Annotated in this window: 21 protein-coding genes; 8 read left to right on the top strand and 13 right to left on the bottom strand. The window is 75.2% G+C overall.

Features of this window, described 5'->3' with window-relative positions; genetic code table 11:
* Positions 1 to 2: 2 nt before the first annotated feature.
* Positions 3 to 860, bottom strand: a complete 858-nt coding sequence (asd, locus tag HWY08_RS09670; RefSeq protein ID WP_176064666.1) for an archaetidylserine decarboxylase — start codon at positions 858 to 860, stop codon at positions 3 to 5.
* A gap of 94 nt (positions 861 to 954) precedes the next feature.
* On the opposite strand from asd, the gene HWY08_RS09665 reads away from it, so the two are divergent.
* From HWY08_RS09665 to HWY08_RS09650, 4 genes are all read left to right on the top strand, one after another.
* Positions 955 to 1476, top strand: a complete 522-nt coding sequence (locus tag HWY08_RS09665) for a metallophosphoesterase family protein (RefSeq protein WP_176064665.1) — start codon at positions 955 to 957, stop codon at positions 1474 to 1476.
* 40 nt (positions 1477 to 1516) lie between these two features.
* Positions 1517 to 1726 carry a rhodanese-like domain-containing protein gene (locus tag HWY08_RS09660; protein WP_176064664.1) on the top strand — a complete coding sequence of 70 codons (210 nt, stop codon included), beginning with the start codon at positions 1517 to 1519 and terminating at the stop codon, positions 1724 to 1726.
* Positions 1727 to 1750: 24 nt separating this feature from the next.
* Complete coding sequence (locus HWY08_RS09655; RefSeq protein WP_176064663.1) at positions 1751 to 1897, top strand: rhodanese-like domain-containing protein; 147 nt, start codon at positions 1751 to 1753, stop codon at positions 1895 to 1897.
* Positions 1898 to 2009: 112 nt separating this feature from the next.
* Positions 2010 to 2768, top strand: coding sequence for a class II glutamine amidotransferase (locus tag HWY08_RS09650; protein ID WP_176064662.1), 759 nt, complete (start codon positions 2010 to 2012; stop codon positions 2766 to 2768).
* A gap of 172 nt (positions 2769 to 2940) precedes the next feature.
* On the opposite strand, the gene HWY08_RS09645 is transcribed toward HWY08_RS09650, so the two are convergent.
* From HWY08_RS09645 to tilS, 11 genes are all read right to left on the bottom strand, one after another.
* Complete coding sequence (locus HWY08_RS09645) at positions 2941 to 4158, bottom strand: HNH endonuclease (RefSeq protein WP_176064661.1); 1218 nt, start codon at positions 4156 to 4158, stop codon at positions 2941 to 2943.
* A 644-nt stretch (positions 4159 to 4802) separates the two neighbouring features.
* On the bottom strand, positions 4803 to 5282 hold the full coding sequence (gene tsaE / locus HWY08_RS09640) for a tRNA (adenosine(37)-N6)-threonylcarbamoyltransferase complex ATPase subunit type 1 TsaE (protein WP_176064660.1): 480 nt from the start codon (positions 5280 to 5282) through the stop codon (positions 4803 to 4805).
* The gene (locus HWY08_RS09635; protein WP_176064659.1) at positions 5282 to 6811 is read right to left on the bottom strand and encodes an NAD(P)H-hydrate dehydratase; all 1530 of its coding nucleotides are present in this window, start codon (positions 6809 to 6811) and stop codon (positions 5282 to 5284) included. The genes tsaE and HWY08_RS09635 overlap by 1 nt, the downstream gene beginning before the upstream one ends.
* A complete protein-coding gene (locus HWY08_RS09630; RefSeq protein WP_176064658.1) occupies positions 6808 to 7194 on the bottom strand; it encodes a holo-ACP synthase in 387 nt (128 codons plus the stop codon). Before HWY08_RS09630 ends, HWY08_RS09635 begins: the two co-directional genes overlap by 4 nt.
* 56 nt (positions 7195 to 7250) lie before the next feature.
* Positions 7251 to 7976 (bottom strand): pyridoxine 5'-phosphate synthase, encoded by a 726-nt coding sequence (locus HWY08_RS09625; protein ID WP_176064657.1) that lies wholly within the window; start codon positions 7974 to 7976, stop codon positions 7251 to 7253.
* Positions 7977 to 8053: 77 nt separating this feature from the next.
* Complete coding sequence (gene glmM / locus HWY08_RS09620) at positions 8054 to 9484, bottom strand: phosphoglucosamine mutase (protein ID WP_176064656.1); 1431 nt, start codon at positions 9482 to 9484, stop codon at positions 8054 to 8056.
* 37 nt (positions 9485 to 9521) lie between these two features.
* A complete protein-coding gene (locus tag HWY08_RS09615; protein ID WP_176064655.1) occupies positions 9522 to 9893 on the bottom strand; it encodes a hypothetical protein in 372 nt (123 codons plus the stop codon).
* Positions 9880 to 10776 (bottom strand): diadenylate cyclase CdaA, encoded by an 897-nt coding sequence (gene cdaA, locus HWY08_RS09610; RefSeq protein ID WP_235969548.1) that lies wholly within the window; start codon positions 10774 to 10776, stop codon positions 9880 to 9882. Before cdaA ends, HWY08_RS09615 begins: the two co-directional genes overlap by 14 nt.
* Positions 10777 to 10823: 47 nt before the next feature.
* Positions 10824 to 11678 carry a dihydropteroate synthase gene (gene folP, locus HWY08_RS09605; RefSeq protein ID WP_235969547.1) on the bottom strand — a complete coding sequence of 285 codons (855 nt, stop codon included), beginning with the start codon at positions 11676 to 11678 and terminating at the stop codon, positions 10824 to 10826.
* Positions 11679 to 11738: 60 nt separating this feature from the next.
* Positions 11739 to 13661 carry an ATP-dependent zinc metalloprotease FtsH gene (gene ftsH / locus HWY08_RS09600; RefSeq protein ID WP_176064654.1) on the bottom strand — a complete coding sequence of 641 codons (1923 nt, stop codon included), beginning with the start codon at positions 13659 to 13661 and terminating at the stop codon, positions 11739 to 11741.
* A gap of 179 nt (positions 13662 to 13840) precedes the next feature.
* Positions 13841 to 14854, bottom strand: a complete 1014-nt coding sequence (tilS, locus tag HWY08_RS09595) for a tRNA lysidine(34) synthetase TilS (RefSeq protein WP_176064653.1) — start codon at positions 14852 to 14854, stop codon at positions 13841 to 13843.
* Positions 14855 to 15249: 395 nt separating this feature from the next.
* Here tilS and HWY08_RS09590 point away from each other — a divergent pair, with 395 nt between their 5' ends.
* From HWY08_RS09590 to HWY08_RS09575, 4 genes are all read left to right on the top strand, one after another.
* Positions 15250 to 15474, top strand: a complete 225-nt coding sequence (locus HWY08_RS09590) for a TIGR04563 family protein (protein ID WP_176064652.1) — start codon at positions 15250 to 15252, stop codon at positions 15472 to 15474.
* 21 nt (positions 15475 to 15495) lie between these two features.
* A complete protein-coding gene (locus HWY08_RS09585) occupies positions 15496 to 16812 on the top strand; it encodes a tetratricopeptide repeat protein (RefSeq protein ID WP_176064651.1) in 1317 nt (438 codons plus the stop codon).
* A 69-nt stretch (positions 16813 to 16881) separates the two neighbouring features.
* The gene (locus HWY08_RS09580; RefSeq protein WP_176064650.1) at positions 16882 to 17517 is read left to right on the top strand and encodes a hypothetical protein; all 636 of its coding nucleotides are present in this window, start codon (positions 16882 to 16884) and stop codon (positions 17515 to 17517) included.
* Positions 17514 to 18155: a hypothetical protein gene (locus HWY08_RS09575; protein WP_176064649.1), complete on the top strand. Its 642-nt coding sequence runs from the start codon at positions 17514 to 17516 to the stop codon at positions 18153 to 18155. The genes HWY08_RS09580 and HWY08_RS09575 overlap by 4 nt, the downstream gene beginning before the upstream one ends.
* Positions 18156 to 18229: 74 nt before the next feature.
* Here HWY08_RS09575 and HWY08_RS09570 read toward each other — a convergent pair whose 3' ends face one another.
* Positions 18230 to 21124 (bottom strand): cupredoxin domain-containing protein, encoded by a 2895-nt coding sequence (locus HWY08_RS09570; protein ID WP_176064648.1) that lies wholly within the window; start codon positions 21122 to 21124, stop codon positions 18230 to 18232.
* Between the last annotated feature and the right edge of the window lie 554 nt (positions 21125 to 21678).

The raw sequence follows: 21678 nt of genomic DNA, 5'->3' as shown, positions 1-21678 counted from the left end.
CGCTAGGCGGAGGCCGCGGGGCCGCCGATCGCCTCGCCGACCCGCACCCGCGTCCCCTCCGCGAGCCCCGGGCGCAGCGCGGCGCGGCCGCGCTCGAGCAGGAGGATCACCGTCGAGCCCATCTCGAAGGCGCCCAGCTCCTGGCCCTTCTCGACCGGCATGGGGGTCGGGTACTCGCGCGCGACCGGGGTGGCGCGCGGCAGGTTCGAGACCGGGATGGTGGGGTCGTAGAAGGCGCGGATGCGGCCCACGATGGTGGCGCCGACCGCGATCACCGCGCAGGCGCCGAGGGGGGTCTCGAGCGAGGTGACGAGCCGCTCGTTCACCGTGAAGAGCCCCGGCACCCCGCGCACCGAGGCGGGGTTCACCGGCCAGAGCCGGCCCGGCACGTAGCGGTAGCCGGTGACCGCGCCCCCCAGCGGGAAGTGGATGCGGTGGTAGTCGCGCGGGGAGAGGTAGATCGTCGCGAAGGGCCCGCCGCGGAAGCGGGCGGCGAGCGCGGGGTCGGCGAGCAGCGCCTCCAGGGTGTAGTCGAGCCCCTTGGCCTGGACGAGGCGGCCGCCCTCGGCGAGCCCCGCCTGCGAGACCACGCCGTCCACCGGCGAGACGAGCACCTCGTCGCCGGGGGCGACGGGGCGCGCCCCCGCCCGGAGCGGCCGGGCGAAGAACTCGCCGAAGGTGCGGAAGGTCTCGAGCTCCCCGCACTCCGACAGGTCGATCCCGTAGCGGGCCGCGAAGGCGCGCATGGCGGCGAGCCGCACCGGGCGCGGCGCGCGGGCGCGGGTGAGCCCTCCCACCAGCCGCGAGAGGGCGTTCTTGGGGACGCCGCGCAGGGCGGCGAGGACGGCGCGTTCCAGCATGGCGCGAGAGTGTAGACGAGAGCGGCGGCGGCGCGATCACCTGATTCGGTCCTGGGGCGTTGACGCCGGGCGGTCCGCCGGGCACGGAGAAGGGGTGCGCGTCGGCCTCGTCTCGGACAGCCACGGCCTCGTCGAGCCGCGCCTCGACGAGCTGTTCCGCGGCTGCGACCTCATCCTGCACGCCGGCGACGTGGTCCGGCCGGCCGTGCTCGAGGCGCTGGCGGGCCTCGCGCCGGTGACGGCGGTGCGCGGCAACAACGACCTCGGGCCGGCCTTCGACGCGCTGCCCGAGCTGGCCGAGGTCGCGCTGGGCGAGCTGCGGGCGATCCTGGTGCACGAGCTCGGCGCCCGCGGGCGGCCGCTCCCGCCGGTCCGCCAGGCGCTGGCGCGCTCCGGCGCCCGGGTGGTCGTCCACGGCCACTCGCACCGGCCGGCGGCGGCGGTGCGGGACGGGATCCTGTACGTGAACCCGGGCGCGGCGGGCCCCCGCCGCTTCAGCCTGCCCCGGGCCGCCGGGCTCCTGGTGGTGCGGGGCCGCCGGGCCGAGGTGCGCCTCTTCGACCTGGCGCAGGCCGGGCTGCCCCTGCTGCAAGCGCCCCTGTCGGTGGAGGTGTGAGGCCGCGCCCCTCGGCTTAGCTTCTCCGGCGGAGGCCGCCATGGAGATCCCCCGCATCAGCGTCGCCGAGGTCGGCGCGCGCCTGGCGCACGGCGCGCGCGTCACCTTCGTCGACGCGCGCAGCGCTCACGCCTACGAGACCGCCACCGAGCAGCTGCCTGGATCGGTGCGCATCCCGCCCGACGCCGACGTCGCCCAGCTCTCCGGCCGATTGCCGCGGGAAGGTCTGGTCGTCGCCTACTGCACCTGAACCGCCGAGCACTCGAGCGCCCGGGTGGCGCTCCAGCTCCGGCGGCAGGGTTTCCAGCAGGCGTACGCCCTCACGGGCGGCTTCGACGCGTGGCGCCAGGCCCACCTGCCGCTCGAGCCGCTCCGCGCGGCCGAGGCGCACGAGACGGGCAACCAGCACCAGCCGATGTGACGCTCGCCCGGGCCGCCAGGTCGCACGCGCGCTCCACGCGGCGCCCCTCACCGGCCGGGCGGCGGTCCGTTTGAGACCTCGCCCCGGAGTGCTAAGCTCCGGGGCCGCCGCGATGTGCCGCCTCTTCGCCCAGCACGCCGATCCGCTCCACCTCCCGCACGAGCCGCTCTGCGTCGCGCACAACGCGCTGCGCGTGCAGTCGCACCGCCACCGTCACGGCTGGGGCATCGGCTGGTACGACGCGTCCGGCGTCCAGCTCCGGCGCGGGGTCATGCCGGCCCACGCCGACGAGGCGTTCGCCGCGGCGGCGCGCGAGGCGCGCTCGGAGATCGTGCTCGCGCACGTGCGGGACGCCAGCGTCGGCGAGGTGGTCGAGGAGAACACCCACCCCTTCAGCCACGGGCGCTGGCTCTTCGCGCACAACGGCACGGTGAGCCGCTTCCGCCGCGCGCCGGCGGTGCGGCGCGCGCTGGAGGCGGAGATCGACCCGCGCTACCGCGCCCTCCTCGCGGGCGACACCGACAGCGAGCGGTGCTTCTTCCTCTTCCTCACCCTGCTCGACGCCCACCTCGGCGCCGGCGCCGCCCCCGATCTGGAGGACGTGCGCCGCGCGCTCTCCGCGACGGTCGAGACCGTGGCCCGCCTCGCCGACCGCCGCCCCGCGCGGCCTTCCTCGCTCAACCTGCTCGTCACGAACGGCGAGGTGCTGGCGGTCTGCCGCCGAGGCCGCACGCTGCACGTCGCGCCGCACATCGCGACGAGCGGCGTCTTCGCCATCGCCAGCGAGCCCATCGGCGCGGGCCCCTGGCGCGAGGTCCCCGAGGGCGGCTTCGTCGGGATCGATCCGGACCACCGCGTCCTCGAGGCCTGACGCGTCAGTTTTGCCGAGGCCGCGCGGCCTTCATTGCCGCTGCGTGGGGTCTCGCGGCCGCCGCCTCGTCGAGGCACGGCACCGTCCGGCGAGCGGCGCCAGCGAGGCGTCACTCCCCGGCGGCGTCGGCCGCAAGATCGGCTCACGATCCGGTGCCGCACTGCCCCAGCGTTCACGTCGAGCCAGCGGCCTGAGCGCGCGTGCCGCACGCCCCAGAAGTGCTTCCGCTGGCGGCGGTAGGTGGAGCGCTCCGGTCAGCGCCCTTCCGGAACCGATCCATGCGCTCCCTCCCGAAGACGTGCTCCGCGTGCAGCGAATTGTGACTGCGGCAACACAGTCTCAGGTTGTCGACAGTGCTGCGCCCGCCGAGCGCCACGGGCTCGATGTGGTCGAGCTCCAGCATCCAGGTGCTCCCGCAGCGGCGGCCATCCGGCGAGCACCAGGCGCAGCGCCCGCCGTCCCGCTTCCAGACCTCCCGCCGCACCGCGGCCGGGATGGGCTCGCGCTCGCCAGGGGTCGGAGGGGGTGCATTCTCCGCCGGCGCGGTGATGTTTCGCTTCCGGGAGGGCTCGACGGCGCCCCGGCGCTTGCCATGCTTCTCCAGCGCGCACTTCACCGCTTCCCGGAGGAGCGCGCCGAGGTCGCCGTTCCGGACCTTGTGGGCGAGGAGCGACTTCAGCTGGTCGAGATCCTTCTTCAGCTCGGCGTCGACGGTGACCCGCAGCGAGTAGGTATCGGCGTCGACCGGCTCGAGCGTGGCCCGACGCGCAGGTGCGGACTGCGCCGCGTGAAGCTCCCGCGGGCATGCCTGCGCCGCAGACCCTTCGAGCGTCAGAGGCTCCACCGACGTCGCCTCGGGCCGTAGGGCGGGGGCTCGTTCCCCGGCTCCGTCGACCTCGACGCAGCCCGCCTCGATCGGCTTCGCGAGGGTAGCCGGCGCCTTTTCCGGCCTCGGGAGCCGCCGCAGCCCCTCCCGCGGCGCTGGCCGCGGCTGCAGCGACGCGACGAGCTGCTCCGTCTCCACCTTCGTCTTGTACGCGGCTCGCCCGACGAGCTCCTCCCAGTTCCCCTCCGTGAGCACGGGAGAGAGCACAGCCGCGGTGGACAGGGAGAGGCGCCCGTCGCGCAGCGGCTCCGCGAGCCCGGGGAATCGGCGCAGCACGCGCATGGCGGCGATGCGCCGACCGGCGGCGCCCTCGCTCAAGTGGAGGGCGCGGACACACCACTCCCAGAGAGAGGGATATCCGGCCTCGGCCCAAGCCCGGCGCTGGTCGAAGACGTCGAGGTGGAGCAGGAACTCGACCTGGGTGTGGCGCTCGTGGCCGGCCAGCTCGGCCAGGCGGTGGAGGAGGGCGACGGTATCGAGGGAAGCTGGCGCGGCGTCGGGCATGGAGACCTCCGGTACGTGTTCGCCGAAGGTAACACGCACTTTTCGAGCCTCCGGGAAGGCCCCTGGCCGCCACTCCTGGCCCTTCTCGTGATGTGCCCGCCGACTTCGCCTTCGACGGCGCCGAGCACCCCGCAGGCGCAGGGCGCGGCGCGCTGGCGGGCGATCCTGTTGCATTGCCGGGCCGCGCGCGCGATTCAGCCGTGACTCGGTCAAGCGCGAAAGCGTTCACCGTTGGGGCGTGCGCCGCCGCCGGCCGCACCGTGGTTCACCGTCAGAGCACCGTCGTGAGCCTGGCACGCGCAACCGTCTCGAACGCGCGGCTCCGCCGCGCGTGGAGCGCCCGGCGTCCGAGGCCGGGCCGCCAGCGCGGGCCTGGCCGCCCATCCTGCCGCGCCCCTCTATGCCCGCAGTCCGCCGGCCCGCCAAGCCCACCGACGGCCGCTGAGATGCATACCCTCCTCGAGATGTGATGAATGATGAGCCCCGGCCCTCTCCCCGTTCCGCGGGGCGAGGGAGAGGAGGAGCCAGGGCGCCTCCCGGAAGCTCCGCGGGGCGAGCGAGCGGTGGACCCAGCGCGCTTCCGAAGCTCCGCGGGCAGAGGGAGAGGACCCGCCGGCGAGCTTCGAGCGCAGCGACGGCGCCCTTCAGACCACCCGCGCCAGCGCCGCGTGCCGCTCGCCCACGCCCACCAGCGTGAGGTGGCGCGTGCCGGGGGCGCGGTCGTCGTGCTCGAGGCGCACCTCCAGCCGTTCGGCGGGGAGCGCGCCGGGGATGCGGTCCGCCCACTCCACCACCAGCGCGCCCTCCCCGCCCGGCAGCTCGGAGAAGCCGGTGGCGTAGAGCTCGTCCTCGTCCGCCAGGCGGTACAGGTCGGCGTGGTGCACCGGGAGCCGGCCGCGGTAGCTCGCGACGATGGCGAAGGTGGGGCTCGCGACCTCGGCGTCGGGCACGCCCGCGCCGCGGCAGAGCCCGCGCACGAGCTGGGTCTTGCCCGCGCCGAGCTCGCCCACCAGGGCCACCACGTCGCCGGGCTGGAGCGCGGCGCCGAGCCGCACGCCCAGCTCGAACGTCGCGCGCGCCGAGCGGGTGGTGCGGCGCGCCTCGTGGCGCGGCGGCGGGGCCATCACCGGCCCCACCGCGCCCAGACCTCGCCGAGCGCGCCGGCGACGTCCGAGGCGAGCAGCCCGCGCTGCCCCAGCCGCGCGGCGCAGAGGTCCCCGGCCAGCGCGTGCGCGAAGGCGGCGGCGCGCGCGGCGTCGAAGGGCGGCAGGTGCCCGGCGAGGAGCGCGCCGGTGAGCCCCGCCAGCACGTCGCCCGTCCCGCCGGTGGCGAGGCCCGGGTTCCCGGCGGGCACGATCGCGGGCGCCCCGGACGGCGCGGCCACCACCGTCCGCGCCCCCTTCAGCACCACGGCGCAGCCCCAGGCGCGCGCCCGCGCCGCCGCGACGGCCAGGCGATCCCGCTGCACCTCCGCGATGGTGGTCCCCGCCAGGCGCGCCATCTCGCCGGGGTGCGGCGTGAGGACGACCGGCGCGGGCAGCGCGGCGAGCAGGTCCGGGCGCTCGGCGAGCGCGTTCAGCGCGTCGGCGTCCAGCACCGCCGGCAGGCGCGCCCGCGCCAGGAACGCGTGCAGCGCGGCGGCGGTCTCCGGCCCGCGCGGGATCCCCGGGCCGATCACCACCGCGTCCATCCCGTGCGCGGCGGCGAGGAGCGCCTCGAGGTCGCCCGGCCCGAGCGGCCCCTCGCCCGGCAGCGCCAGGCTCATCGCCTCCGGGCGGCCCGCCAGCGCGAAGGGCAGCACCTCGGCGCGCGCGGCGAGGGTGACGAGCCCCGCCCCTCCGCGCAGCGCGCCCGCCAGCGCGAGGTGCGCCGCGCCGCTCTTGCCGGGCGAGCCGGCCACCACGAGGAGCCTCCCCGCGTCGCCCTTGTGCGCCTCCGGGGGCCTCGGCGGCACGAGCGCCCGCGCCTCCTCCTCCGTCAGGAGCTCGGCCGTCGGCGGCACCGCCTCCGCCGCGGCGCGCGGCAGGCCGATGTCCACCACCTCGACCGCCCCCGCCAGCTCCGCGCCGGGGTGCAGCACGAGCCCGCGCTTCAGGAAGCCGAAGGTGACCGTGGCGTCGGCCTGGACACACGGCCCGAGCGGCCGGCCGGTGTCGGCCGAGAGCCCGGAGGGCAGATCGACCGCCAGCACCTTGGCGCCGCCCGCGCGGAGCTCCGCCAGCCGCGCGATGGCCGCCGCGAAGGCGCCGCCGGCGGCGCGCGCGAGCCCGGTGCCGAGGAGCGCGTCGAGGAGGACGTCGCCCGGCCCGGCGCGCAGCGCGGCCAGCTCCGCGCCGGGCGCCACGCCCACCCCGCCGCGCACCGCCGCCTCGTGGGCCGCGCGCGCGTCGCCCCGCAGCGCGTCCGGCGCGGCGATCGCCACCGCGCTCACGGGCACGCCGGCCTCGGCGAGCACCCGCGCCGCGACGTAGCCGTCCCCGCCGTTGTTCCCGCCGCCGCAGAGCGCCACCACGCGCCCGCCTGGGCCGCGCAGCACCAGCGCCGCGCGCGCGACCGCCGCGCCGGCCCGCTCCATGAGCGCCATGCCCGGCACGCCGCCCGCGATCGCGGCCCCGTCGATGGCGCGCATCTCGGCGGCGGTCACGACCCTCATCGCGCGGGCTCCGCGGCCTCGAGCACCACCCCGGCCACCGCCACCCCCCCGTCGTGGGAGAGCGTCACGTGCACGCGGGAGACGCCCAGCTCGGCGGCGCGGCGCTGCGCCGCGCCGCTGAGGGCGAGCGCGGGGGCGCCGCGCTCGCGCAGCACCTCGACGTCGTGAAAGCCGATCCCGTCCGGCACGCCCAGCGCCTTGGAGGCGGCCTCCTTGGCCGCGAAGCGCGCCGCGTACCGGGCCGCGCGGTCCTGGAAGCGATCGCAGAAGTCGCGCTCGCCGGCCGTGAAGCAGCGCGCGAGGAAGCGGTCCGCGGTGGGCGAGCCGAGCTGGCGCGCGATGCGCGCGATCTCGACCACGTCGAGGCCGAAGCCGACCACCATGCTCGCCGATCCTCTCCCCTGCCCCGCTCCGATCGGCGGAGCGGGAGCTTCCCGAATCACCGCGCCCGCGCCAGGAGCTCCTGCATCTCGCGCACCGCCCGCTCCATCCCGACCATGATGGCGTGGCCGACGATGGCGTGGCCGATGTTGAGCTCCTCGATCTCCGCCACCGCGGCCACCGGCAGGACGTTCTGATAGTTGAGGCCGTGCCCGGCCGCCACCTGCAGCCCGAGCTTGGCCGCCGCCTTCGCCACGTCCACCACCCGCGCCAGCTCGCGCCGCCGGTCCTGGGCCAGCCGCGCGTCGGCGTAGCGGCCGGTGTGGATCTCGACCACGTCCGCCTCGACCCGGTGCGCGGCGCGGATCTGGTCCATGTCCGGGTCGAGGAAGAGCGACACCGTGATGTCGGCGTCCTTGAGCGTCCGCACCACCTTGCGCAGGGCGTCGCGGTTGCCGGCCACGTCGAGCCCGCCCTCGGTGGTGAGCTCCTCGCGCCGCTCGGGCACCAGCGTGCAGGAGTCGGGCTTGGTCTCGAAGGCCAGCTTCACCATCTCCTGGGTGGCCGCCATCTCGAGGTTCAGCCGCGTCTGGACCGTCTTGCGCAGGACCGCGAGGTCGCGCTCCTGGATGTGGCGGCGGTCCTCCCGCAGGTGGATGGTGATCTGGTCGGCGCCGGCCAGCTCGGCCAGCATCGCGGCCTGGACCGGGTCGGGGTAGGTGGTGCGGCGCGACTGGCGCAGGGTCGCGACGTGATCGACGTTGACGCCGAGGCGGGGTGCCATGGGAGGCGCAATCTAGCAGCCCCGCGCCCCGCTGCCGAGCGGAGTGCGGCCGCGCGCCGCGGCCCCCGCCCCTCCGGTCAGGCCAGGGCGCGCCGGAGCGCGCCGGCGATCCCCTCGGCGTGGGCGGCGATGACCTTGGCGTCCGGCCCCTCCACCAGCACGCGCGCCTTGTTCTCGGTCCCCGAGTAGCGCACCAGCACCCGGCCGTCCCCGGCGAGCGCCTTCTCGACCGCCGCCACCGCCTTCTGGACCTCCGGTAGCTGCTCCAGCGGCCGCTTCTCGCGCACCGGCACGTTGAGCTGCACCTGCGGCACCGGCTCGAAGCAGCGGGCCAGCTCCGACACCGGGCGCTGCTCCCGCAGCATCACCGCCAGCAGGTTGAGGGCCGCGCACACGCCGTCGCCGGTGGTGACGTGGTCGAGGAAGAGCAGGTGGCCCGACTGCTCGCCGCCGAAGTTGTACCCGGAGCGGCGCATCTCCTCGACCACGTACCGGTCGCCCACCGCCGTCCGCACCACCCGGCCGCCCACCTCGCGCAGCGAGCGCTCCAGGCCGACGTTGCTCATCACCGTCGCCACCACCGTCTTCTTGGCGAGCGTGCGGGCGCGCACCATGTCGCGCCCCACGATGGCCATGATGGCGTCGCCGTCCACGATGTGCCCGTGCTCGTCGGAGACGATGACGCGGTCGGCGTCCCCGTCGAGCGCGATGCCGAGCTGCGCCCCGTGCTTCTCGACCGCCTTCGCCATCGCCTCCGGGTGCACCGCGCCGCAGGCGTCGTTGATGTTCTTGCCGTCCGGCTTCACGCCGAGCCGCACCACCTTCGCGCCCAGCTCCTCGAACACCGCCGGGGCGACCTTGTAGGCGGCGCCGTGGCCGCAGTCGACCACGACGGTGAGGCCGTCGAGCGTCAGCTCGCGCGGGAAGAGCGACTTCAGGAAGACGATGTACCGGCCGCCCGCGTCGTCGATCCGCTTGGCCTTGCCGATGCGGTTGGCGGTGGGGCGGAGCGCGTGGAAGTCGTCCGAGCCGTTGCCGTCCCCGGGCGTGCCGAGCACGAGGCGCTCGATGCGCAGCTCCATCTCGTCCGGGAGCTTGTACCCGTCGCGCGAGAAGAACTTGATGCCGTTGTCCTGGTACGGGTTGTGGCTGGCGCTGATGACCACGCCCGCGTCGGCGCGCATCGACTCGGTGATGAACGCGATGCCGGGGGTGGGCAGCGGGCCGCACAGCATCACGTCCACGCCCATGCTGCAGATCCCGGAGGCGATGGCCTGCTCGAGCAGGTAGCCGGAGAGCCGGGTGTCCTTGCCGATGACGATGCGGTGCCGGTGCGGGCCGCTCCGCACCAGGTAGGCGAGGGCGCGGCCGAGCTGGAGCGCCATCTCCGCCGTCATCGGGTAGACGTTCGCGACGCCGCGCACGCCGTCGGTGCCGAACAGCCGGCGCGCGGCGGCCGCCTCGGGGGCGCCGCCGGAGGGAGGGCGGGAGAGCGCTTTCTCGTTCATGGTGGGAGCTCGGTGATGGGGTTGATCCGGGGGCCGCTCAGGGGCGGTCGCGCTCCAGCTGCACGGCGCCCTGCGAGGGGTAGAGCGACTCGACCCGCACGCCGGCGGGCAGCCGCAGCGACTCGGGCCGGACGAACCAGGAGGCGACGCCCGGGCCCGTGCGGGAGAGGTCGATGGTGACGGGCCCGACGTCGCCGGCGTCGAGCGAGCGCAGCCGCGCCCAGGGGCCGGAGAGCGAGACGCGCAGGCTCTGGGGCAGCGGCGAGGCCGGCTCGAGCCCCGCCGGCAGCTTCGCCTCGATGGGCACCACCACCGTGAACGAGGCGCGCCGCTCGCCGTGCACCACGAAGAGCAGCGCCGCCGCCATGGCGAGCGAGAGGAGCCGCAGCCCGAGGTTAGACTGCTGCACGGCGATCCTCCGGCGGGTCCTGCGAGGGCGGGCGCGCGACGCGCGCGAGGAGCCCCGCCAGGCCCCGCGGCTCGGGCTCGACGAGCAGCCGCGCCAGGAGCTGGCGCAGGGCGCCCTCGTCCAGCCTGCGGTGCAGCACGCCCTCCACCGCGAGCGAGATCTCGCCCCGCTCCTCGGAGACCACCACCACCGCCGCGTCCACCTCCTCGGCGAGGCCGACGGCGGCCCGGTGGCGCGTCCCCACGTCGCGCAGCTTCGGGGAGACGGTGAGCGGGAGCAGGCAGCGCGCCGCGGCCAGGCGCCCGCGCTGCAGCACGACCGCCCCGTCGTGGAGCGCGCCGCCCGGCTGGAACAGCGCCAGGAGGAGCTCGGCGGAGGCGGCGGCGTCGATCCGGACGCCCGTCTCGGCGATCTCGGAGAGGTCGCCGATGCGCTCCACCGCGATGAGCGCGCCGTGCCGCCGGCGCGCCAGCTCGACCGCGGCGCGCGCGACGGCGTCCACCACCCCGACCTGCGCGTGGCGCTCGTCGACGCTGAGGCCCACCAGGAAGGTGCCGCGCCCGAGGTGGGCGAGCCCGCGGCGGATGTCCGCCTGGAACAGGACGATGACGCCGAAGATGAACGAGTAGCTGAGGAAGTGCCCGAGGACCCAGTTGAGCGCGACCAGGTTCGCCCACTGCGAGGCGAGGTAGCCGATGCCGAGCAGGAACAGGCCGACGAGGACGTTGATGGCGCGCGTGCCCCGGATGAGGAGGAGCACGCGGTAGACGAGGAAGCCCACCACGGCGAGGTCCGCCAGGGCGAGCCCCACCTCGCGCCAGGTGGACCCCGGGCCCAGGAGGTACTGCACGAAGCCCGGCACGGCCACCGCGAGGGCCGTCATCTCAGGGGCGCTCCGGCTGCTCGTCGGTGGCTCGCACGCACGTCAGTTTAGCCCTCTCCGGCGGAACTGGAAGCGGACCGGATGGCGGCGGCCACCTGCGCGGCCTGGCGGGCCGCGGCGACGTCGTGCACGCGCACCAGCTCGACCCCCGCCAGCACGCAGGCGGTCACGGCGGCGAGCGTGCCCGGGAGCCGGTCGGCCACCGCGGCGCCGGTCGTCCGCCCGATGAAGCTCTTCCGGGAAGGCCCCACCAGGAGGGGGCGCCCCAGCCGCCGGAGCCGGGGCAGCTCCGCCAGCAGGCGGAGGTCGTGCTCGGGGCGCTTCGCGAAGCCGAGCCCCGGGTCGAGCACGACACGCGCCTCCGGGATCCCGAGCCGCACCGCGCGCGCGAGCGCCTCCGCCAGCTCGCGCTCCACCTCGGCCCCCACGTCCGCGTACACGGCGCGCGACGCCATGTCGGCCGGGGTGCCCCGCATGTGCATGAGCACCACCGGGGCGCCGGTCGCGGCCACCACCTCCGCCATGGCGGGGTCGGCCAGCGCCGAGACGTCGTTCACCAGGTCCGCCCCGGCGGCGAGCGCCGCCCGCGCCACCGCCGCCTTGCGGGTGTCGACGGAGATCGGGGCCGTGCAGCCCGCCGCGCGGATCGCCTCCACCACCGGCACCACCCGCCGGAGCTCCTCCGCGACCGAGACCTCCGCCGCGCCGGGGCGGGTGGACTCGCCTCCCAGGTCGAGCAGGTCGGCGCCCTCGGCCACGAGCCGCAGCGCGTGCGCCCGCGCCGCCTCGGGGTCGAGGAAGCGGCCGCCGTCCGAGAACGAGTCGGGCGTCGCGTTCACGACGCCCATGAGGAAGGGGCCCGGCCCGTCGAAGACGCGGGCCCCGATGCGCAGCGGATTCACGATGCCTCGCACGGCCAGCGCGGCCGCAGGGCGGGGGCCGTCCCCGCCGGGGAGCCGCGCCTACGCCTTGCTCGCCTCGGCCTTCGGCACCGGGATCGTGTCGAGGAGGCCCGGCTTGCGGGCGGCCTTCTCGGCCACCGCCGGCGCGGCGGCGCTCGGCGCCTTGGGCGGGGGCGGGCGGTTGATGGTCCCGCCGGCCATGAGCAGGTCGATGTCCGAGGCGTCGATGGTCTCGTGCTCGAGCAGCGCGTCGGCGATCTTGTCGAGCATCGCCTTGTTGTCGAGCAGCACCTTCTTCGCCCGCTCGTACTGCTCGGTGACGATGCGGCGGACCTCGGTGTCGATCTCGCGGGCGGTCTGCTCGGAGTAGGTCTGGACCTGGCTCATCTCGCGGCCCAGGAAGACCTCGCCCTCCTTCTTGCCCAGCGCGAGCGGGCCCATCTTCTCGCTCATGCCCCACTCGCAGACCATGCTGCGGGCGAGGTTCGTCGCCACCTCGATGTCGTTGCCGGCGCCGGTGGTCTTCTGGTCGAAGGTGAGCTCCTCGGCGAGGCGGCCGCCCATGAGGATCGCGATCTGGTTGAGCGCGAACTCCTGGTTGATGTTGAGGCGGTCCTCCATCGGGAGCTGCTGGGTGAGACCCAGCGCGCGGCCGCGGGGGATGATGGTGACCTTGTGCACGGGGTCGGTGCCGGGGAGGATCTTCGCGACCAGCGCGTGGCCCGCCTCGTGGATGGCGGTGGTGCGCTTCTCCTTCTCGCTGATGATCATCGAGCGGCGCTCGGTGCCCATCAGCACCTTGTCCTTCGCGAACTCGAAGTCGTTGATCTCGACCCGCTCCTTGTTGCGGCGGGCGGCGTAGAGCGCCGCCTCGTTCACCAGGTTCTCGATGTCGGCGCCGGAGAAGCCCGGGGTGCCGCGGGCGATCTGGGTGAGGTCGACCGCGCCGTCGAGCGGGCACTTCTTGGTGTGCACCTTGAGGATGCCGAGGCGGCCGTTCACGTCGGGGCGCGGGACGGTGATGCGCCGGTCGAAGCGGCCGGGGCGCAGCAGGGCCGGGTCGAGCACGTCCGGGCGGTTGGTGGCCGCGATGAGGATGACGCCCTCGTTCGACTCGAAGCCGTCCATCTCGACGAGGAGCTGGTTGAGCGTCTGCTCGCGCTCGTCGTGCCCGCCGCCGAGGCCGGCGCCGCGGTGGCGGCCCACCGCGTCGATCTCGTCGATGAAGATGATGCAGGGGGCGTTCTTCTTGCCCTGCTCGAACAGGTCGCGGACGCGCGAGGCGCCGACGCCGACGAACATCTCGACGAAGTCCGAGCCGGAGATGGAGAAGAAGGGCACGCCCGCCTCGCCCGCCACGGCGCGCGCGAGCAGGGTCTTGCCGGTGCCGGGAGGGCCCATGAGCAGCACGCCCTTCGGGATGCGGCCGCCGAGGCGCGTGAACTTCTTCGGGTCCTTGAGGAAGGAGATGATCTCCTCGAGCTCGTCCTTCGACTCGTCGATGCCGGCCACGTCGGCGAAGGTGACCTTGTTGTGGTGCTCGGTCATGAGCTTCGCCTTCGACTTGCCGAAGCTCATCGCCTTGCCGCCGCCGGACTGCAGCTGGCGCATGAAGAAGAAGAAGAGGAGGAAGAGGAAGACGAGCGGGAGGTACTGGACGAGCACCGTGACCCAGAACGAGTTCCCCTCCGGCTTGTCGTAGACCACCTTCACGCCCTGGCCCTGCAGCTTGGTGAAGATGCTGGCCATCGGGTCGATGGGGCCGACCGTGTGGAACTCGCTGCCGTCCTTCAGGACCCCGACGTAGTTGACGTTGTCCTTCACCTGGACGTCGCGGACCTCGCCCTTCTCCACCTTCGCGATGAAGTCGGAGAAGGCGAGCTCCTTCTGCTTCCGGTCGTGCTGGGCGAAGAACTGATAGAACGCCACGAACATCAGGATCAGGACGACCCACAGCAGGACGGTCTTGTAAGACTGGCGCAAGGCTCTGTTCCCCTTCCGAGAAGACGCTGGTCCGCAGAACCCCCGGGGTGCCCGGTCTCTTCCGGGATCCGGGCGAGGGCCTCGCGCCGCTCAGGCTCGATGGTTATAGCAGGGCCTGCGGGCGCCCGCAGGGCTCACGCACGCCGTCTCGCTCGCCTGGCGGGCGCGGGAGCGCACCCTCAGCGAGCGCCGGCGCGCGGCCGCACCGGGAAGCCGCGCCGCGTCGCGGTGACGCCGAGCTGGAGGCGCCCGCCCGCGCACCACGCCGCCCGCCCGCCTGGCAGCGCGACCGGCCCCGCCACCCGGCGGCCGCCCGCCAGGAGGCGCAGCGCCGCCTCCACGTGCACCGCCTCCAGCGCGCGCCGCGATCCGGTCGCGGCGCGCCACAGCCTGCGCACGGCGCGGCGCTGCACCGCGAGCGGCGCCGCGGCGAGCCGGCCGGCCTCCACCGCCGTCGCGCCGCGGGGGGCGAGCCGGCGCGCCGCCCGCTCGAGCGCCCGGTCGTCGTCGCGCAGGAGGTCCGCCACCCGCGCCAGCCGCCGCGCCGCGCCGGGCGCCAGGGATTCGAGGAGCGGCGCGAGCTCGTGCCGCACGCGGTTGCGCAGGAAGCGCGGCGACGCGTTGCTCGGGTCCGAGAGGAAGGCGGCGCCGCTCGCCGCCAGGTAGTCGAGCACCTCGCGCCGGGTCCGATCGAGGAGCGGCCGGACGAACCGCCCGCGCCGCGCCGGGATGCCGGCGAGGCCGCGGGCGCCGGCGCCGCGCAGCAGCCGGAGGAGCACCGTCTCGGCCTGGTCCGTGAGCGTGTGGCCGGTGGCGATCCAGGCCGCGCCGCAGGCCTCGGCCGCGCCGGCGAGCGCCCGGTAGCGCGCGCGCCGGGCGGCCTCCTGCAGCCCGCCGCGCGCCCCGACCTCGACCGCCCGCCGGAGGAGCGGGACGCGCAGCGCGTCGCAGGTGGCGGCGCAGAAGTCCGCGTCCGCGGCGCTCCCGGCCCGCAGCTGGTGGTCGACGTGACAGGCGTGGAGCGCCGCCAGCTCGCCGGCGCCGCGGAGCGCCGCGAGCGCCCGCAAGAGCGCCGTGGAGTCGGGGCCTCCGGACAGCGCCACGAGCACCGAGGCGCCCGGCGGGACCAGGGCGCGGCGGCGCACGGTGCCGAGGACGGCGGCCTCGAACGGGAGGAGCGAGCTGGGCTTCACCGTCGTCCCTCGTCTTTTCGCGAGCCGCGGCGCCGTGAACCGGTCGGCGCGCGACGCGGGGAATGCTCGGGCGGGGCGAGCCGTTCAAGGGTGGCTGGCGACGAACCCATCCGGCGAAGGCCGATTCCGGTGGCCGCATTGTTGCCCGGTCGAGTCGGGAATGCGATGGTAGGGTTCCTCGTTGTTGAGTGAAGATTACGTGGTGCTGGGCCTAGGGGTCCCCCCCCTCCCCCTCTAGGCCCACCGGGGAGCCGGCAGCAATGCCGGCTCCTCATTTTTTTGAGCCTGCGGCAGTCTGTCGCACAATGTGCCTCGATCGCCGGTAACTTGACCAGGCGGCCGAGCCTAACGTACAAGCTACCCAACACACTTACCCCAAGGGGGACGGAGTGGCGATGCCCGGTACCGACAAGCGCAAGCAGTCCCTGTACTTTCCCGAGGACATGCTCAACGAGATCCAGGCAGAGGCGAACCGTCAGGACCGCTCCCTCTCGTGGATCGTGCAGCAGGCGTGGCGCATCGCTCGCGGCGAGATCATGCGGTTCCCGTCCGTGAATGACGTGCTCTCCGGCGTCGCCCGCGAGGACGAGCGCGAGATCAAGGGCCAGGGCACGCCGTAGCGTTCCCGGCCGCAGCTGCGGATGGCACCTCCCGCCGCGCCCGGGCCCCACGACCCTGGCTCTCCTCCCGGTGACGAGCCGGTCGAGGTCGATCCCGAGGACATCCAGGAAGGCCTCCCCGCCGGACGCGCGCCCGGCGGGCGGGGCTTTCCGCGCTGGGCCAAGGTAGCGCTCGCCCTGGCGCTGGCCGCCGCGGCCGCCCTCGGCGTCTACGCTTACCGGTCGCACCAGGACCAGCGCATCGTCGAGCTCTCGCTGGCGCGCGCCCGCCAGCTCGTGCGCGCGGACACCTGGCTCGGCGCGCAGCGCGCCGCGGACCTGCTCGGAGTCCGCGCGGCGCGCCTCGATCCGCAGCGGGCCGGCTCGCTCCGCGCGCTCGCGCTCGCCCTCCTCGCCGCGGACTTCCGGGAGAGCCCGGCGGCGGCCGAGGCGAACGCGCTGCTCGTCGAGCCCATGCGCGCCTCGCGCGTGCCCGCGGAGGCGCAGCTGGCGGTCGCGTGGCTCGCGCTGCGCGACGGCAAGGCGGGCACCGCGCTCGAGTACGCGAACCGCGCGGGCCCGGGCGGCCTCGCGGACGTGATCTCGGCGCGCGTCGCCCTCGTCGCCGGCAACGGCGCCGCCGCCGCGGAGTCGCTCGAGCGCGCGCTCGCCGCCGACCCCGAGCTGCCGGCCGCCCTCGCGCTCCGCGGCGACCTCCTGCGCCGCTCCGGCCGCGCCGCCGACGCGCGCGTCGCCTACGCCGCCGCGCTCGACGCCTCGGCCAAGGCGCTCGCCGCCGGACGGTCGGGCGGAGACGCCGCGGGCGACGGGCCCCACGCCCGCGCGACCTTCGGGCTCGCCAAGCTCGCCCTGTCGCGCGAGCTCCCGCCCGAGGAGGCGCTGGCGCCGCTGCGCCGCCTCGCGGGCGACGCCGCCGGCAGCCCGCAGGTCGAGCGCGCGCGCGCCGCGCTCTACCTCTCCGCGCTCCAGGCGCGCGCCGGGGATCGCGCCGGCGCCGCCGCCACCCTCGAGGCGACCGGGCTCGACGCCGGAAACCGCGCCTGGCTGCAGCGGGCCTCGGGGCAGCTCGAGGTCGAGCGCGACCGGTATCGCGTGCCGGACGGCACGCCGGCGGCGCTCGTCTCCGCCAGCGACGACGATCCGTACGTGCCGCCGCCGCCCCCTCCGCCGCCCCGCGTCGAGGCCCCGCAGCAGCAGGTGCTGCACGGGTTCAAGGTGCACGACGCTCCCAGGAAGGCGCCGCAGCGGGGCCACGGCGCGGCCGCGAAGCACGTGAAGAAGAGCGCGCCGCACGCGAAGGCCAAGAAGAAGGCGGCCCCGCGCACGACCCGGCCCTGACCCGCCTGGGCCCTGTGGCGGCGCGCCGCGCCGTGCGAGGAGCGCCGGCGCCGGGGGTATCATGCGCACATGCCGCTCCCTCTCCTGACGGCAGTCCAGGCGCTCGTCCTCTGCGCAGCGACGGCGTCCACCACCACCTTCGTCGGGCGACCTTTCCCGCCCCCGGGGCCGCCGGAGGATCAGGCGCTGCTCGGCTCGATGCTCTCCACGCACGCGCGGCTCCTCGACGGCAGGATGCTCGCCATCCGCACCATGAAGCGCCTGCACGAGGAGGACGTCCTCGGCCGGCTGGAGCGCCAGGCGGCAGCCGCCCCCGCGCTGGACGCGCGCGGCGCCGCCGTGCGCGAGCGACTCCGGCGCGCCTGGGACGCCGACCGCGAGCTCCTCGCGCGCCCGTGGCCGGTCGACCCGCGCCTCGGCTGCCGCGCCGAGGGGATCGAGCTCGAGGTGGTGATGGCCAGCGCGGCCGACCCCGCTCGCGCGCGCCGCGTGGAGGCGGCCCGCGCAGCGGCCCGCCGCTGCCTGGCGCGGCAGACCTCGGTGCTCACGCCGCTCGAGACGGCCAACGCGGCCCTCCTCGCGGCCGACGGGGAGGCCCGCGCGCTGCTCGCCGGCGCGGCCGGCACCGCCCCGGGGGCGCCGCAGGCGGCGCACGCCGGCCCCGCAGCGCCTCCCGCGGGTGGCGCGCCGGAGCAGGCGCCGTGAGGCCGCGCGCGCCCTGGCTCGCGGCCGGAGCCATCGTCGCCCTGGGAGCGGCCGCGGTCGGGTTGGTGGTGGCAGCGACCAGCTCCTCCTCGAGCGCGCCGCGCCCCGCGCCGCTCCTCGCGCCCGAGCCGGTGGAGCAGGACCGCGGCGGCGTCCCCTCGCCCTCCCCGCTCGCCCAGGCCGGCGCGGCGCGGGCCGACGCCCCGCCGGCTCCCGCGCTCCCTTCGCCCGCGCCGGCGCTGGAGGCGGCCGCGCCTCGCGCGGTCCAGCTCCCGCCGCGCGCGCTGGCCGAGCTGACCGCCCCGGTCGCGCGATGCCTGCGCGGCGGCGGGCTCGGCGGGACCGGCCCCACCGTGCTGGCGCTGCAGCTCCGCGCCTTCGCCGGCGGCGCGGAGGTCACCGGAGCCGAGGTCGCCTCGGACGGCGGCGCGGACCCCTCGCTCATCGCCTGCGCGCGCGACGCGGTCCAAGGCGCGCGCCTCGACGCGCCCGGCTTCGCGCCCGGCGAGCTCCTCGACACCACCTGGGAGGTCGGCGCGGGACCCGCCCCGGCCTCCGCCGGGCCCGCGCCCTCCGGCGCCGCCGCGCCGGCACCGCACGGCCCACCGCGCGCCTTCCGGCGGCAGCGCGGGAAGTGACGCGCCGCGAGCCCGGAACGCGAAGGGGCGGCGCCGGACGGCGCCGCCCCTGGTGAAGCGTCAGCCGACCCCGGTCACTTCACGACCAGGCTCGACCGCATCATCTCCGAGTCCTCGTGGGAGTTGATGTGGCAGTGCCACACGTACGGGCCGGAGGTGACGTTCGGGAACACCCAGGTGCTGGCGTTGCCCGCGCCGCAGGCGGAGGTGTTCGCCGAGCTGCTGGAGCAGCTCACGGACGAGCCGTAGGCGCCGCTGGTGACGTTGCAGGTGCTCTGGACCATGCAGTTCGGGTTCCCGGCGCCCGGCGCGGTGACGTCCGTGCCCTTCGCGCTCGTGCCCTGCCTCCAGCTCCCCTCCCACTTGGCGACGAAGGTGAGGACCTCGCCCGGCATGGCGCGCATGGCGTCCTTCCAGCCCTTCTCGGAGAGCGGGACCGGATCGAACGCGCTCGCCAGGAAGGGCGTCGGGTCGGGGATGAGCTGCATGACCCCGCCCGGCGTCGTGCCCGGCGTGCAGGCGTTGTCGGCCGGGTCGCCCTGACAGAGCGCGAGCCGGTAGCCGGTCACGTCGAAGAGCTGCCGCTGCACGATCTGCGCCTTCACGAGGTGCGGGTGGATGGGGTGCGCGTCCACGGTCAGGTTGACGATGTTCCACTTCTCGTACGTGCCCTCCCGCGGGGTCTCGGTGACGTCGTACTCGAAGGGCACGCCGTTGATCTGCAGGCCGAGGGACGCGCCGGTGGTCCCGTCGATGCGCTCGTTGAGGTAGAGGTTACGCACCGCCGCGATGCACCGCTTGCCCACCGTGTCGGCCGCGCTCTGCGAGGCGCACGTCGGCAGATGGGTGATGTCGTCGAAGCTCGAGTCGAGGACCGCCGGGATGGCGAGGCAGCTCGCCGGCTGGTTCGCGGCCAGGGCGGCGCTGCCGCAGGTCGGGACGGCCGGGACGGCGCTCGACGGCGCGACGACGTCGAAGCGCATGATGGTGGCCATGTCGGGGTACGGGCTCCCCGGATCGAACGGGCCGTTACCGCCGCCGGGGAACGGCGCCGCCGCGTCGTTCACCATGTACACGCGCGCGCCGGGGGCGAACCCCTCGAAGTCGAGCACGATCTCGTACCGCTCGCCGGGGCACATCGCGAACGACTGGGTCGCCACCGGCCGCGGCAGGTAGCCCTGCTCGTTCGCGATCATCGTGAACGTGAGGAGCGTGCTCGGATCGGGCCGCGTCGGCGCCGGCGCGTTCGTGAGGGGGTCGATGACCGGGTTCGCCCACGGGTCCTGGGTGCTGAAGCTCACGTTGTAGCAGCGCGCGTCCGAGCCGTCGACGAACCGGATCCGGTAGTTGCCCGGCACCACGCTCTTCTTCGGCCAGAGGACGCCGTTCACCACCGCGTTCGAGGCGAAGTACTCGGGCACCCACACCGGGTGGACCTGCGGGTTCGGACCCGGGGCGAAGGAGGTGTTGCCCGGGGCCACGGCGTAGCCGGAGGCGCCCGGCACGCTCGCCATGCCGTTCGGGAAGTTGAGGGAGCCGTCGGCGTTGAAGTCGCGATCCTGCACCGCCAGGAAGAGGTCGTACTTGGGGATCCCCAGCCCGTCGCGCGGCTCGGTCAGCACGTCCACCCAGGTGAAGTCGCAGCCGCCGGCCGGGCCGGTGCACCTCCCGCCCTGGATGGCGTGGTGGCGCGAGGGATCCTTGACCGGGAAGAAGCCGGCCGGCCCGGCCACCACGTTGTGGTGGGTCTTGCCGAGGGTGTGGTCGTGGAACCAGATCGTCGACTCACGGTTGACCATCGGGTAGGCGTACGTGTCGTAGTACCAGGAGGTGAGCCCGTTGGCCGAGGGGTCGCCGCCCGGCCGGAAGATGTTGGAGAACTCCGTGCCGACCTTGTACTCGTGGAGCGCGCCCCGGGGCGGGAAGAAGGCGGGATCGAGCGGCCACGGCTGCGGGCTGTAGAGCTTGCCGGTGTTCTTGTTGCCGAACCACTTCTCGGCGAAGCCGTCCGTCTGCGGCGGGATCTCCCCGCCGTGGAGGTGCGTCACCCAGGAGTTGTCGGGCTGCATCGGGCTGCCGAACTGGTTCACGCCGTTGTAGGGCAGCGGGTTGTTCTGGAAGGTCGCCGGCGCCTTCTGCGGGTCGATCTCGGACTTCACCCCCATGAACGTACGGTCGATGGCGCAGGGCCAGTCCGCGGCCTCCGGGTGCGGGCAGAAGAGGTGGTTGTTGGGGAACTCGTTCGTCCACTTCACCACCACCGGGCGGCCGGTCGTGCCGCGGATGCTGATGGAGGGCCAGGTGGCGACGTAGTCGTTGCGCGACCAGGAGGACGGCGACGAGGTCTTGGGGAACAGGCCGAGGGACTGCAGCGTCGTCGTGATCGGGCCGCCCTTCACGTTGATCTGGCCGACGCCCCACACCGGCGTGTAGAGCGGCTTCCCGCTCGCGTCGGTGAGGCCGGTCCACTGCTTGCCGTTCGGCACGCCCGCCGGGTCGAGCGGCTTCGGGTTCGGGAACAGGCCGGCCGAGGCGATGCCCTGGAACCCCCACGCTTCGTGAACGCCGATCTGGTAGTAATCGGCGCCCGGGTAGGTGGTCGTGTCCGGCGTGTAGTCGAGCGGGTTCAGCACCTCCCACGTGTACTTGTTCGCGCGCTGGGTGTCGCCGGTGAGGAGCGGCTGGTTCAGAACCGGCGGCGCGATCGTCCCGCACTTGCCCCACGGCGCGGCGGTCTGGTTCGACGTGCCGCCCGCGTCGCAGGCGAACGACGGGGCGTTGGAGAGCGTGCACGCCGGCAGGCCCGCGAACGACGTCGTCGAGCACTGCCCGGCATACGGGTACAGCGCCTGCCAGGCACTCCCGGTCGGCGCGTTGGGCCAGTTCTGCGGAGGATACGGCTGCGCCCACGCGGGCGCGACGCAACAAGCGACGGCGAGCGCGCCGGCGCACTTCCACATGTTCTTCACGTGAGACCCCCTCCTGCGATTCCCCGCGGTGCTGCGAGGCCGCGGACCCTGCCGCGGACCTCTCACGACGTGGTTTCCCCTCTCTCGAGCCGCCGGACGTTCAACGCACAGCTAAGTATGCCGGGCATCGTCCACGCTCCGCGGGCGGGCCAGCAAGCGCTCTGGCAGGGCGTGCCTTCGAGTCGCATCCTCCCTCCGCGGGGCTCCCTTGCTCACGGTACGTGAAGCAACCGTTTACTCGCGCACCGCGCTCCCCGCGCGGGCGCACCTGCGGCACTCACGCACGGTCACGCTCCAGGCTCGGCCCGGTGAGGTCGACGGTGGGTGCGCCGGCCGAGCTCCGGCAAGTCGCCGGGCCGTGGGACCGCGCGCCGCCCGTCGGCCTGGCGCGAGAAGGGCCGAGGGGCTCCGGTCCCGGGAGCGCCCTGCGGACCTCCCGCGGGCCTGCGCCGTGCCCGGCCGGCGGGCAGCGCCCTGCCTCCCTCCCGAGCAGCGCCGCGGCGCGGGGCCGCGGGTGCCTCGGAAACGGGCCCGCGCCTGCACGGCACACGGGC

The sequence above is a fragment of the Anaeromyxobacter diazotrophicus genome, from assembly GCF_013340205.1.
Taxonomy (GTDB): domain Bacteria; phylum Myxococcota; class Myxococcia; order Myxococcales; family Anaeromyxobacteraceae; genus Anaeromyxobacter_A; species Anaeromyxobacter_A diazotrophicus.
The sequence above is the reverse complement of the archived record's forward strand: the minus strand, read 5'-3'. Positions and strand labels throughout refer to the sequence as shown.

Excerpts from the sequence above, each read along its gene's own strand:
- asd (WP_176064666.1), bottom strand. The coding sequence starts at position 860 with ATGCTGGAACGCGCCGTCCTCGCCGCCCTGCGCGGCGTCCCCAAGAAC.
- HWY08_RS09660 (WP_176064664.1), top strand. The coding sequence starts at position 1,517 with ATGGAGATCCCCCGCATCAGCGTCGCCGAGGTCGGCGCGCGCCTGGCG.
- HWY08_RS09650 (WP_176064662.1), top strand. The coding sequence starts at position 2,010 with ATGTGCCGCCTCTTCGCCCAGCACGCCGATCCGCTCCACCTCCCGCAC.
- HWY08_RS09645 (WP_176064661.1), bottom strand. The coding sequence starts at position 4,158 with ATGCCCGACGCCGCGCCAGCTTCCCTCGATACCGTCGCCCTCCTCCAC.
- tsaE (WP_176064660.1), bottom strand. The coding sequence starts at position 5,282 with ATGGCCCCGCCGCCGCGCCACGAGGCGCGCCGCACCACCCGCTCGGCG.
- HWY08_RS09635 (WP_176064659.1), bottom strand. The coding sequence starts at position 6,811 with ATGAGGGTCGTGACCGCCGCCGAGATGCGCGCCATCGACGGGGCCGCG.
- HWY08_RS09630 (WP_176064658.1), bottom strand. The coding sequence starts at position 7,194 with ATGGTGGTCGGCTTCGGCCTCGACGTGGTCGAGATCGCGCGCATCGCG.
- HWY08_RS09625 (WP_176064657.1), bottom strand. The coding sequence starts at position 7,976 with ATGGCACCCCGCCTCGGCGTCAACGTCGATCACGTCGCGACCCTGCGC.
- glmM (WP_176064656.1), bottom strand. The coding sequence starts at position 9,484 with ATGAACGAGAAAGCGCTCTCCCGCCCTCCCTCCGGCGGCGCCCCCGAG.
- cdaA (WP_235969548.1), bottom strand. The coding sequence starts at position 10,776 with ATGACGGCCCTCGCGGTGGCCGTGCCGGGCTTCGTGCAGTACCTCCTG.
- HWY08_RS09590 (WP_176064652.1), top strand. The coding sequence starts at position 15,250 with ATGCCCGGTACCGACAAGCGCAAGCAGTCCCTGTACTTTCCCGAGGAC.
- HWY08_RS09585 (WP_176064651.1), top strand. The coding sequence starts at position 15,496 with ATGGCACCTCCCGCCGCGCCCGGGCCCCACGACCCTGGCTCTCCTCCC.
- HWY08_RS09580 (WP_176064650.1), top strand. The coding sequence starts at position 16,882 with ATGCCGCTCCCTCTCCTGACGGCAGTCCAGGCGCTCGTCCTCTGCGCA.